Raw genomic sequence first — 11,799 nt, 5'->3', positions numbered from 1 at the left:
CAGGGGTGCCCCCGCGCCCGGACCGCGACGCACGTCCGCGTTAGGGAGTTCCTTCAGCATGACGATGATCCGATGGACCTGAGCTGGACCGGGCTGCGGTTCTGGTACGACCGGGGAACGGGATTGTTCAGGCGCGGCCTGGCGAGCCTGCGCACGCGGGGCCTGAAGGCCACCTGGCAGGCCGTGGGCCGACAGTTCCATCGGGTTCCGGCCGAACATCGCCCATCGCTGTACCTGCCACAGGCCCGGCCGTTCGCCCCGTTCGCCGTGCCGTTCTCGACGGCCCCGGCGGCCAGCATCGTCATCCCCGTCTACGACCAGTTCGCGCACACGCTGGGCTGCCTGCGCGCGCTGGCGGCGTATCCGCCGGATGCGGCGATCGAGATCATCGTCGTCGATGACGGTTCATCCGACGAAACCGAGACGTCGCTGCGCCAGGTCGAAGGGCTGCGCTACCACCGTCGCGCCCGCAACGGCGGCTTCATCGCCGCCTGCAACGACGGCGCCGCGCTGGCTCGTGGCACGTACGTGGTGTTCCTCAACAACGACACCATCCCGCAGCCGGGCTGGCTCGATGCCCTGCTGGAAACCTTCGCCGACCACGCCGATGCCGGGCTGGCCGGCGCGCAGCTGATCTACCCCGACGGTCGACTGCAGGAGGCCGGCGGGCTCGTGTTTTCCGACGGCAACGCACACAACTTTGGCCGCTTCGCCAGCCCCAACGATCCGCGCTACCTGCACCTGCGCGACGCCGATTACTGCTCCGGCGCCGCCGTCGCCGTACCGCGTGACCTGTTCGAACGGCTGGGCGGCTTCGATGCGCGCTACGCGCCGGCCTACTTCGAGGACACCGACCTCGCCTTCGCGGTGCGTGCTGCGGGACGGCGCGTGCTGTACCAGCCGGCGTCGAAGGTGGTGCACCTGGAAGGCGTCACGGCGGGCACCAGCGTTCATCAGGGCGTGAAGGCCTATCAGGTGCGCAACCGCCACACCTTCGCCGAAAAGTGGCACGACGCCCTGCAGCGGCAGTGGCCGCAGGGCACGCCGCCGGACGTGGCCGCGACGCCGCGCGGGCGGCGACAGGTGCTGGTGATCGACAGCGCGACTCCGCGACCCGACCACGATTCGGCCTCGCTGCGCCTGGTGAACCTGATGCGACTGCTGGGCGAGGAAGGCGCGCAGGTGACGTTCGTCCCCGCCGATCTCAACCACGCCGGCGCGCACACGCAGCGTCTGCAGCAACAGGGCGTGCAGGCCTGGTACGCGCCGTTCTTCGGCACGCCGGCGGCCTGGCTGCGCGAACATGGCGCGCGGTTCGACACGGTCCTGGTGTGCCGCCATTACGTGCTGCGCGAATGGCTGCCGCTGCTGCGCCGACATGCGCCGCAGGCGCGGGTGGTTTTCGACACGGTCGACCTGCACTACCTGCGCGAGCGCCGCGGTGCGGAGATCGCACAGGACGCCTCGCTGGCGCGCACCTCCGAACGCACGCGCTCGCTGGAACTGGACATGATCGCGCGCGCCGATACCACGCTGGTGGTCAGCGACGTGGAACGCACACTGCTGGCGCAGGACGCACCCGACGCCCGCGTCGAGATCCTCTCCAACCTGCACCAGGTGCACGGCAGCGGTCGCGATTTTGCGGAGCGCCGCGACCTCGTGTTCGTCGGTGGCTTCCGCCATCCGCCCAACGTGGATGCGGCGCGCTGGTTCGCCAGCGCCGTGTTTCCGCGGATCCGCGCACGATTGCCGGACGTGCGCTTCCACTGCATCGGCAGCGATCCCACGCCGGAGATCACCGCGCTGTCCGCGCAACCGGGCGTGGAGGTGCACGGCCACGTGCCGGACCTGTCGCCCTACATGGAGGGCGCGCGGATCGCGGTGGCGCCATTGCGTTTCGGTGCCGGCGTGAAGGGCAAGGTCAACCTCAGCATGGCGCACGGCCAGCCCGTGGTGGCGACCGCCTGCGCGGTCGAGGGCATGCACCTGCGCGATGGTGAGGACGTACTGGTCGCTACCGATGCCGACGCGTTCGCCGATGCGGTCGTGCGGCTGTACTCAGACGAAGCCCTGTGGCGGCAGCTGGCCCAGCGCGGACTGGACAACGTGCAGCGCCACTTCTCGCTCGATTCGGCACGCGATGTCGTGCGCCGCGTGCTGCTCTCGCCGGCCTGAGGGGCTGGCCGGTCAGTTCGCCGCGGACGCGGCGCGCAACCGGTCGGCGAATTCGCCCAGTCCGTTGGCCTGTGGATCCAGTTCGCGCGCGGCGGTGAGCGCGGCCTGCGCGGCGCGCAATTCGCCCGCGCCCAGGCGTTCGTCGCCGACCGCGATCCAGCGTTGCGCCAGACGCCGGCGCGATTCGCGTACACCGGCGTTATCGCCTTCCAGCGCGGCGCGCGCATCCAGGCATTCGCGCGCGCGACTGAGGCGGTTGTCGCGCAGTTCCTGTTCGAAGCAGCGTTGCGCCGCGGGCAACAGGCGCGCCATCGCGCCACGCACGCCCGCATCCTGCGGCGACAGGGCCTGGGCCGCGCGCAGCTTGTCGAATGCGCTCTCGCCCGGCGGCGTGAGCAGGTCGCCGCGTGCCTCGGCCTCGGCGGCGTCGGCCAGCAGCAGGCGTACGCGTCGGTTGCGCTCGCCCGCAGGTACGCGCGTGCCGTAGCGCTGCTGGCTCTGGCGCGCCTGCGCAAGACGGTGCTCCGCCTCCGAAATGCCCGGCGCTTCCAGCGACACCGCGCGCGCATCGCGCAGCGCGGCTTCGGCCTCGTCGAAGCGGAAATCGCCCGCGTAGCGCTGGCTGCGCAGTGCGTATGCGTTGGCGACGCGGATCAGCCCGCGTTCGGCGGCCGAGTCGTCGGGCATCGCGGCGAGCGCGGCGAGGTATCCGGATACCGCCTCGGCCAGCCGGCCGCGGCGCAGGTCGTTCTCGGCCTGGGTGCGACGCCGTTCGGCCACGCGCGTGAGCTGGGCCAGGGCATCGGGCAGGTCGACGTGGCCGGGGTCGGCCGCCTGCACGCGACGCACGCGCGCAGAGGCCTCCGCCACGTCGCCGCGGTCGAGCGACGCGCGTGCCTCCTGCAGCAGATCGGCCAGCGTGTCCTCGCGCCCTTCCAGCGCCTCCGTGCGGTTGGGCTCCAGCGCCAGCACGCGCTGATAGAGCGGCAGCGCGGCGTCTTCGCCACCGTCCAAGCGACCGGCCTTGCGCGCGGCCTCCGCCTGCGCCAGCAGCTTGCCGATGCCTGCATCGCCGGCCTCGCGTTCGCGCAGGCGGGCCTGCAGCGCATCCGACCGCGCACGCGGGACGGACAGTTCACGGGCGAGCGCGATCAGACGGTGCGCATCGGCGTAGCGGCGCGAATCGATCGCCGCTTCGGCCTGCGCCAGCGCGGCCACGCCAACGCGGTCCAGCCCCCGACGCGCCTCGCTGCGGTCCGGATCCAGCGCCAGCGCCGCCGCGTACAACTCACGTGCGCCGCGGCCGTCGGCGGAGGTCAGCCGCCCTTGAGCCAGCGCCTGCGTGGCGTCGGTCTGCAACTGCTGCGCGCGGGTGTCGGGCCACAGGCGCTCGGAGAGCGGCTGGCGCAGGAGGAACAACAACAATCCGCACGCGCCCACCAGCAGCGCGCCGATTCCCCAGGCCATGCCGGTGCGCATTTCGGGGGCGATCGGCCGGTGCGGCCGGCGTTCGGCACCCCAGTCATCCGGGCTCCATGAACCCAGTTGCGGTTCGATGCGCCCGTCCGACGGCGGCACGGCGGGACCCGGGCGATCGGGTCGGCGCAGTGCTTCGAAGGGGCGATGCTCATTGGACGTCACCCGCGAAGGATAGCGCCACGCCGGTGGGGACCGGTGCATTCATCCGCGCACCGTTCAGCGTCGCTGTGCGTGCTCCACGCCCGGCAGCGACGACAGTTTGCCCAGCAGCGTGGACAACTGGCCGTAATCGCCGACCCGCAGCCGCAGGCGCAACCGGACGCGCGCGCCGTTGCGCTCCATGTCGCTGCGGATGCTGACCACGTGCGCGTTGCCCTGCGCGATGAGGTTGGTGACTTCCTTCAGCAGCCACTTCCGGTCCAGCGCGAGCACCTCCACGTCGACCTCGTAACCGCTGCCCGCGCGCCCCCACTCCACCGGCAGCACGCGCTGCGGCTGCGTGGCGGCCAGGCGTTCGAACGCGGCGCACCCCGGCCGATGCACGCTCACGCCGCGACCCCGCGTGAGGTAGCCCACGATGGGCTCGCCCGGCAGCGGCTGGCAGCAGCGCGCCAGCTGCACGAGCAGGTTGCCCACGCCTTCGACGGTGAAGTCGGTGGTCCGGCGTGGCACATGCCGCGGCGCGGGTGGCGTGGTGACGGTGGTCGTCGGCGCAGCGGCGGCGGCCTGCGCGGCCTGCTGGGCGCGCTCGTGTTCAAGCAATGTACGGCCCACCTGGTGCGGGCCGATGTCGCCCAGCGCGACCTGCACGTACACCTCGCTGTCGCTGGCGAGGTTGAACTTCTCGCGCGCCGGCGCCAGGTCCGCACCGAGCAGGCCCAGGCGCCGCAATTCCTTGTCCAGCAGGTCCTTGCCGGCCGCTTCGTTGCGCGCACGGTCGAGCTTGTGGAACCACGCACGCACCTTGTCGCGCGAACGCCCGCTGGCCAGGAAGCCGTTGGCCGCGACCAGCCAGTCGCGGCGCGGCTCGCCGGTCTTGGCCGTCATGATTTCCACGCGGTCGCCGCTGCGCAGCTTGTGGTCCAGCGGCACGATGCGGCCGTCCACTTTCGCGCCACGGCAACGGTGGCCCACCTCGGTATGCACGTGATAGGCGAAGTCCAGCGGCGTCGCGCCGGTGGGCAGGTCGATCACCTCACCCTTCGGCGTGAGCACGTAGATGCGGTCCTCGACCAGCTCGGTGTCGAACTCGCCCGCGAGCGAGGCATCCTCGCGCCCGCCTTCGGCGCCGGCCTCGAGCAGGCGGCGCATCCACGCGATCTTGCGATCGAACGCGGCGTCGGCGCTGTGGCTGCCGACTTCCTTGTACTTCCAGTGCGCGGCCACGCCCAGCTCGGCCTGGCGATGCATCTCGTGCGTGCGGATCTGCACTTCCAGCGTCTTGCCTTCCGGACCGATCACGGCCGTGTGCAGCGAGCGGTAGTCGTTGCGCTTGGGCCGTGCGATGTAGTCGTCGAACTCGCTGGGTATCGGTGTCCAGGTGGCGTGCACCGCACCGAGCGCGGCATAGCAGTCGCCCAGGCTGTCGACCAGCACGCGCACCGCGCGCAGGTCGTACAACTCGCCGATGGGCACGTTCTTGCGCTGCATCTTCTTCCAGATGCTGTAGATGTGCTTGGGTCGGCCTGCGATTTCGGCCTTCAACCCCTGCGCGGCCATCGCATCGCGCAGCGTGCGCTTGACGTCCTCGATGTAGTGCTCGCGGTCGGTGCGCTTCTCGTCGAGCAGGCGCGCGATCTGCTGGTAGGTCTGCGGCTCCAGGTAGCGGAACGCCAGGTCTTCCAGTTCCCACTTGAGCTGCCAGATGCCCAGGCGGTTGGCCAGCGGCGCGTGGATGTCGCGCGTGAGCAGCGCCAGTTCGCGACGCTCCGGCTCATCCAGACTTTCGGCATGGCGCATGCGCGCCAGCTGGCGCGCCAGCAGGATCGGCACCACGCGCAGGTCGCGCACGATCGCCAGCAGCAACCGGCGCAGTCCTTCGTTGCCCGCCTGGCCATGGCGCTCGGCATGCAGCGCCCACACCTGTCCGGCGGCGCGCTGCCCTTCCAGCAAGGGCGCGATGGACGGGAACTCGCGTTCGATCGTCGTCCGCAACGCCGATTCGAGCGCGGGACTGGCGTGCAGCAACGCGGCCGCGACGGTGTCGCCATCGCCACCGAGCAACGCCAGTGCATCGAGCATGCTCGCCACCACCTCGGGTGCATCGCCCTGCGTGTCGTTGCCCACGGACGCCTGCTGCATCGCCCGGCGCAGGGGCGCGGGAATGCCTGCGGCGGCGGGATGCGCCAGCGCGGAAAACGGCTGGAGGGACGGTGTTGCCATGGCGATGGAACGGTGGGCGACGCGGGGACGGTCTACACTAGCCCGCAACCGTCTGGAGGAACAGCGCATGCCCCCGATCCGCCTTCCCTCGCCCACCCGTGTCCGCATCCGCGTACTCGTGCTGGCCCTGTTGATGCCGCTGGCCGGCACCGCGCTGGCCCAGCAGACCATCGAGCAGCAGATGACGCCCGAGCAGCTCAAGGCCACGGGCCTGGAGCGTCTGTCGTCGCAGGAGCTGGCGAACCTCAACGCGTGGCTGCAGGGCAAGTTGCAGGTCGAAACGGCCAAGGCCGCGGAAGAGGCACGGGCCGAAACGGCACACGATCGTCGCGGCCTGTTCGAGCGCACGTCGGACGAGCCGGTCCTGGCGACGCTGGACGGCGAGTTCAAGGGCTTCGGACGCGGCCGCAGCTACACGCTGGACAATGGCCAGGTGTGGCAGCAGATCGACGACGCATCGCTGACCATCGCCGCCAGGAGCAACCCGAAGGTGAAGATCACCCCGGGCATCGTCGGACAGTCGTGGTACCTGTCGATCGACGGCTACAACACGCGCGCGAAAGTGCAGCGCGTGAAGTAAGCCGACCGACCATCCCCACGAGGACACCCGATGCGTTCGATTCACCTGCGTTCACTGCTGGCCTGCACCGTACTGGTGGCGACCCTCGCCATCGCCAACGCATCGGCGAAGCCGCCGTATGTGCCCATCGAGCAGCGCCTGAACACCGAACAGCTGCACGCGACCGGCCTGGACACGTTGTCGCCGGAGCAGTTGCGCCTGTTGAACCAGCTGCTCAGCGACGACCGCGAAACCGTGGCGCGCGATGCGGTGGCCGAACACACCGCCAGCAATGTGGGCCTGCGCGAGAAGCGCACGCCCGACCAGGCCGTCAACGCCACGGTCGACGGCGAAGTCCGGCAATGGACCAACGGTTCGACCGTGGTGCTCGACAACGGCCAGCGCTGGCGCGTGATCGAGGGCAGCCTCTACCTGCGTCGCCCGGCCAGCCACCCGAAGGTGACGATCGCACCGGGCTTCATGGGTGTGTGGTATCTGCAGATGGAAGGCGAATCAAAGAAACTGAAGGTGCAGCGCGTCGACTGACGCGCGACACCGGCCGCGTCACCGGCGCAGCTGGCCCAGCCGCTGCGCCAGTTTCTTCGGCGACACGCCGCCGCGCGTGCCCAGCTCCTGCGCGAACAACGACACGCGCAGTTCTTCCAGATCCCAACGCAGCGCCTGCCATTCCGGCACATCGGCTTCGCCCGCCGTCACGGCCTGCGCGAGCGCGTCGGCGAAGGGCTTGAGTTCGAGCATGCGCGCCTGGTCGCGGACGGGATCGCGCAGTGCGCGCTCGCCCCGCAGCGCCAGCGCTTTCAGGTAGCGCGGATACTCGCGCAACGCCTCGGCGGGAACGCTGCGCAGGAAGCCCGGCGGCGTCAGCGTGGCCAGGTGCGCGCGCATGTCGTCAAGGTTGCCGCTGGCCCAACCCATCAGCGGCGATTCCAGCTTCGCTCGCGCCTCGGCCACCGCGGAAAGGATGGCCTCGGCCTGCTTCAGGCGATCCATCGCCTCGCCGAACAACCCCTTGATGATCGCGTCGCGTCGCGCGGCAAAGGCGTCGGCGTCGCGCACGTCGCCAAGGCCTTCGGCGGCGAGCGAAGCGAAGGCGCCATCGACGAGGTCCAGTCGCAGCCGGTCGCCCTCCTTCAACCCGTCCGCGCGCGGCCCAGCCGATTCGATCGATGCGTACAGCAGACCCATCTTCGGCGTCACCGGAAGCTGTTTGCGCGCCTGCTTGAGCTTGTCGGCCAGCGCCAGTTCGAGCAGGCGGCGCACGCCACGCGGGTGATCGCGACGGGCGACCTCGCGATCGGCGTGCACGCGCAGCGACACGCTGTCGCCGTCGTCATGCAGGGCCGGATACGCCGGCACACCGCCGGCGCCGGGCACGGATACCGGAATGGGCGTCTCCGGGAATGTCGTGAGCCCGCGCTGGGCGAGACCGTCGGCTGCCTTGGCGGCAAATGCCGCGGCCGCGCGTTCGCCGAAGCGTGCGCGCAGGTCGTCGAGATCGCGCGACTCGGCCAGCACGGTCTTTCCGTCGCGATCGAACAGGCGCAGGTTCATGCGCAGGTGTGGTTCCAGCGCGGATTCGTCGAAGTCCGTCGGCGCAACGGCCACGCCACCCAGCCGGTGCAGGAAGCGCGCCAGTTCACCGGTGATGGCATCGGCGCTGGCCTGCGCATGCGCTTCGTGGAAGGCGCGCGCGAAATCCGGCGCGGGCACGAAGTTGCGGCGGATCGTCTTGGGCAGGCTCTTGATGAGCGCGGCGGCCTTGTCCTGCACGAAGCCCGGCGCCAGCCACGTCAGGCGCACCGGATCGAGCGCGTTGAGCAGGTGCAGCGGCACCGCCAGGGTCATGCCGTCGTCGCTGGCACCGGGTTCGAAACGGTACTTCACGGCCAGGCGCACGCTACCCAGCGACAGGTACGGCGGGAAGCGCACGGCATCGCTCTCGTCGCCGATCATCAGGTCCGGCAACGACCATTCCAGCGCGGCCTTCTCGGCGGGCGGCAACTTGCCGTACCACGCGTCCAGCGCCTGTGCGTTGTGCACGTGCGACGGCAGGCGGTCGAGGTACCACTGCGTCATCCAGTCCTCGTCGACGACCAGACCGCTGCGGCGCTGTTTGGCTTCCTCGTCGCGCGCCTTGGCCAGCGTCGTGAGGTTGCGTGGCAGGAACGCCGCACGCGTGTTGATCTCGCCGGTGACCAGCGCATCGCGCGCGAAGATCGCCCGACTTTCCTCTGGAAACAGCGCGCCGTAGTGCACCGGTCGCTTGGGGGCGAGCACCAGGCCGAACAGGCCGATCTGCTCGCTGCCGATCACGCGTCCCTGCGAACGCGACCAGCGCGGATCGTGCTGGCGCCGCGACAGGAGGTGCGACAGCTCGACGATGGCCCAGTCGGGCTCGATGGAGGCATTGGTCAGCGACCACACGCGCTCCGTATCGAGCAGCGTCGCCGACAGCACCCACGGCGGCGGCTTCTTCGCCAGCGGCGAACCGGGAAACAGCTGGAATTTACGCCCGCGCGGGCCGTCGTACTGGCCGCGATCGCCGCGCGTGCCAATCTGCGTGGGCAGTCCGGCGATGAGCGCCTTGTGCAGGGTGGCGTACGCGGACTGATCGAGCGCGCCATGCTCGTTCATCGCGGCGCGTGACTCCTTCCAGTCGAGCTCCTCCGCCATCAGCTTCAACTGGCGGTGCAACTCGCGCCACTCGCGCATGCGCAGGAAGCCCAGGAAGTTCTTTTCGCACCAGGCGCGCAGCTTCGACTGCGTGAGGTCCTCGTGCGCGGTGGTGTAGGCGTCCCAGAGCTTGAGGATGCCGACGAACTCCGAACGCGGGTCGGCGAACTGCGCGTGGGCATTGTCGGCCGCGGCGCGCTGGTCGGCGGGGCGCTCGCGCGGGTCCTGGATGCCCAGGAACGAGGCGATCGCCAGCATTTCGCGCAGCACGCCGTGCTGGTTGGCGGCCACCAGCATGCGCGCCAGCTTCACGTCCACCGGCAGGCGCGACATCAGCTTGCCCGTCGGCGTGAGGCGGCGTTGTTCGTCCACCGCACCGAGTTCGGACAGCTGCTGCCAGCCATCGGCGATGGCGCGCGGATCGGGCGGCTCCAGGAACGGGAAATCCTCGATGTTTCCCAACCCCAGCGACAGCATGCGCAGGATCACGCCGGCCAGTGCGGCGCGACGGATTTCCGGATCGGTGTAGCGCGGGCGCGATTCGAAATCCGCCTCGGAGTAGAGGCGATAGCAGGTACCTTCGCTGATGCGTCCGCAGCGGCCCTTGCGCTGGTCGGCGCTGGCCTGGCTGACCGGCTCGATGTGCAACCGGTCGAGCTTGCCACGCGGGCTGTAGCGCTTCACGCGCGCCACGCCCGGGTCCACTACGTAGCGGATGCGCGGCACCGTCAGCGAGGTTTCGGCGACGTTGGTGGCCAGCACGATGCGGCGCTTCGGCCCCGGATTGAACACGCGGTCCTGGTCGCGCACCGACAGGCGCGCGTACAACGGCAGCACTTCGGTCTCGCGATACTTGCGGCGTTCCAGCGAGAGATGCGCGTCGCGGATCTCGCGCTCGCCGGGCAGGAAGATGAGCACGTCGCCGCGCGGATCTTCGCGCGTGATCTCGTCGCAGGCGGCGACGATGCCGTCGTTGATCGTCCGGTCGCCGTCGTCCTCGCCTTCGCCCTCGAGCGGCCGATAGCGCACGCTCACCGGATAGCCGCGACCTTCCACGTTCACCACCGGCGCATCGCCGAAGTGCGCGGCGAAGCGCTCGGTGTCGATGGTGGCGGAGGTGACGATGATTTTCAGGTCGCGTCGTTTCTGCAGCAGCTGCTTGAGGTAGCCCAGCAGGAAATCGATGTTGAGGCTGCGTTCGTGCGCCTCGTCGATGAGGATGGTGTCGTACTGCGACAGCCAGCGGTCGGACTGGATTTCCGCCAGCAGGATGCCGTCGGTCATGAACTTCACCGCCGTCTGCTCGCCGACGTTCTCGGTGAAGCGCACCTGGTAGCCGACCGCGGCGCCCAACGGGGTCTGCAGTTCTTCCGCCACGCGGCGCGCGACCGCGCGCGCGGCGATGCGGCGCGGCTGGGTGCAGCCGATCATGCCGGCCGCGCCACGGCCCGCGGCCAGGCACAGTTTGGGTAGCTGTGTGGTCTTGCCCGAACCGGTTTCGCCGGCGATGACGACCACCGGATGGGCACGGATCAACGCGACGATCTCGTCGGCCTTTGCCGCAATGGGCAGGTTGGGATCGACGGGCGCCTGCGGCAGCGAGGCGATGCGGGCTTCCCGTTGCGAGACAGACGCCGCCAGCGCCTGCGCGAACGCCTCGCGTGCGCCGGAATCGCCGGGCTTTCCGCTCCAGCGCGACCACAGGCCATGCAGCCGGCCGCGGTCGCGACTGAGCGCGCCGTCGATGGCGCGGCGGGCCTGGCGTAACGCATCGCTGACATTGGCGCGGCTAGACTGCGCCGGGTCCATCGGTTTCATCGATCACACTGAAAGGCAAGATCCATTTCACATCGCGGTCGGCACGGCCTATTGTCGCCGCAATGCCATGATTCAAGGGAGAACAGCAATGGCCAAAGCAAAGAATGCCAAGTCCAAAGCCCCGGCATCGCCGGCGCCGAGCCACCCGGGCATCGATATCGGGATCAGCGCGGGCGATCGCAAGAAGATCGCCGAAGGCCTGTCGCGCTTCCTGTCCGACAGCTTCACCCTGTACCTGAAGACCCACAATTTCCACTGGAACATCACCGGCTCGATGTTCAACAGCCTGCACGTGATGTTCGAAGGCCAGTACACCGAGCAGTGGAACGCGCTGGACGAAACCGCCGAGCGCATCCGCGCCCTGGGGTTCAACGCGCCGGGCTCGTACGCGGAATTCATCCGCCTGAGCTCCATCCCCGAGGAACCCGGCCTGACCGAGGCACCGGACTGGCGCGAGATGGTACGCCAGCTGACCGTCGGCAACGAAGCGGTGGCCCGCACGGCGCGCAAGGTGCTGAAGATCGCCGACGAGGGCGGTGACGACCCGACCGTCGACCTGATGACCCAGCGCCTGCAGACGCACGAGAAGAACGCGTGGATGCTGCGCTCGCTGCTGGAGTGACCGTCGCGGCGGCCAGCCGCAGGACGCCAGGAAGCCCGGGGATACCCGGGCTTCCGCGTTTTCGGCGTCC

The 11,799-nt window shown here is 69.8% G+C and carries 7 protein-coding genes; 4 read left to right on the top strand and 3 right to left on the bottom strand.

Translation table 11 applies throughout. The features are described from left to right. The first annotated feature begins 72 nt into the window (after positions 1 to 72). A complete protein-coding gene (locus QLQ15_RS08205; protein WP_283212330.1) occupies positions 73 to 2,175 on the top strand; it encodes a glycosyltransferase in 2,103 nt (700 codons plus the stop codon). Between the two features lie 12 nt (positions 2,176 to 2,187). Here QLQ15_RS08205 and QLQ15_RS08200 read toward each other — a convergent pair whose 3' ends face one another. Together QLQ15_RS08200 and QLQ15_RS08195 are read right to left on the bottom strand one after the other, a co-directional pair. Beyond that, positions 2,188 to 3,642 carry a tetratricopeptide repeat protein gene (locus QLQ15_RS08200; protein ID WP_283212329.1) on the bottom strand — a complete coding sequence of 485 codons (1,455 nt, stop codon included), beginning with the start codon at positions 3,640 to 3,642 and terminating at the stop codon, positions 2,188 to 2,190. A 228-nt stretch (positions 3,643 to 3,870) separates the two neighbouring features. Beyond that, positions 3,871 to 6,036: a RelA/SpoT family protein gene (locus QLQ15_RS08195; protein WP_283212328.1), complete on the bottom strand. Its 2,166-nt coding sequence runs from the start codon at positions 6,034 to 6,036 to the stop codon at positions 3,871 to 3,873. 67 nt (positions 6,037 to 6,103) lie between these two features. Here QLQ15_RS08195 and QLQ15_RS08190 point away from each other — a divergent pair, with 67 nt between their 5' ends. Beyond that, complete coding sequence (locus tag QLQ15_RS08190; RefSeq protein ID WP_283212327.1) at positions 6,104 to 6,616, top strand: hypothetical protein; 513 nt, start codon at positions 6,104 to 6,106, stop codon at positions 6,614 to 6,616. 30 nt (positions 6,617 to 6,646) lie between these two features. Beyond that, positions 6,647 to 7,141: a hypothetical protein gene (locus tag QLQ15_RS08185; protein ID WP_283212326.1), complete on the top strand. Its 495-nt coding sequence runs from the start codon at positions 6,647 to 6,649 to the stop codon at positions 7,139 to 7,141. Between the two features lie 18 nt (positions 7,142 to 7,159). Here the strand turns inward: QLQ15_RS08185 and hrpA are convergent, their stop codons facing one another. After that, a complete protein-coding gene (hrpA, locus tag QLQ15_RS08180; protein ID WP_283213968.1) occupies positions 7,160 to 11,098 on the bottom strand; it encodes an ATP-dependent RNA helicase HrpA in 3,939 nt (1,312 codons plus the stop codon). Between the two features lie 97 nt (positions 11,099 to 11,195). On the opposite strand from hrpA, the gene QLQ15_RS08175 reads away from it, so the two are divergent. Continuing rightward, entirely contained in the window at positions 11,196 to 11,729 is a 534-nt protein-coding gene (locus QLQ15_RS08175) for a Dps family protein (RefSeq protein WP_283212325.1), read from the top strand. The last annotated feature ends 70 nt before the right edge of the window (positions 11,730 to 11,799 follow it).

This window comes from Lysobacter stagni (assembly GCF_030053425.1).
Taxonomy (GTDB): Bacteria; Pseudomonadota; Gammaproteobacteria; order Xanthomonadales; family Xanthomonadaceae; genus Lysobacter_J; species Lysobacter_J stagni.
Note: the sequence above shows the minus strand (reverse complement) of the source record. Positions and strands in the feature narration are given on the sequence as shown.

Coding starts and splice junctions, on each gene's coding strand:
- QLQ15_RS08190 (WP_283212327.1), top strand. CDS start 6,104: ATGCCCCCGATCCGCCTTCCCTCGCCCACCCGTGTCCGCATCCGCGTA.
- QLQ15_RS08200 (WP_283212329.1), bottom strand. CDS start 3,642: ATGGCCTGGGGAATCGGCGCGCTGCTGGTGGGCGCGTGCGGATTGTTG.
- hrpA (WP_283213968.1), bottom strand. CDS start 11,098: ATGGACCCGGCGCAGTCTAGCCGCGCCAATGTCAGCGATGCGTTACGC.
- QLQ15_RS08185 (WP_283212326.1), top strand. CDS start 6,647: ATGCGTTCGATTCACCTGCGTTCACTGCTGGCCTGCACCGTACTGGTG.
- QLQ15_RS08175 (WP_283212325.1), top strand. CDS start 11,196: ATGGCCAAAGCAAAGAATGCCAAGTCCAAAGCCCCGGCATCGCCGGCG.
- QLQ15_RS08195 (WP_283212328.1), bottom strand. CDS start 6,036: ATGGCAACACCGTCCCTCCAGCCGTTTTCCGCGCTGGCGCATCCCGCC.
- QLQ15_RS08205 (WP_283212330.1), top strand. CDS start 73: ATGGACCTGAGCTGGACCGGGCTGCGGTTCTGGTACGACCGGGGAACG.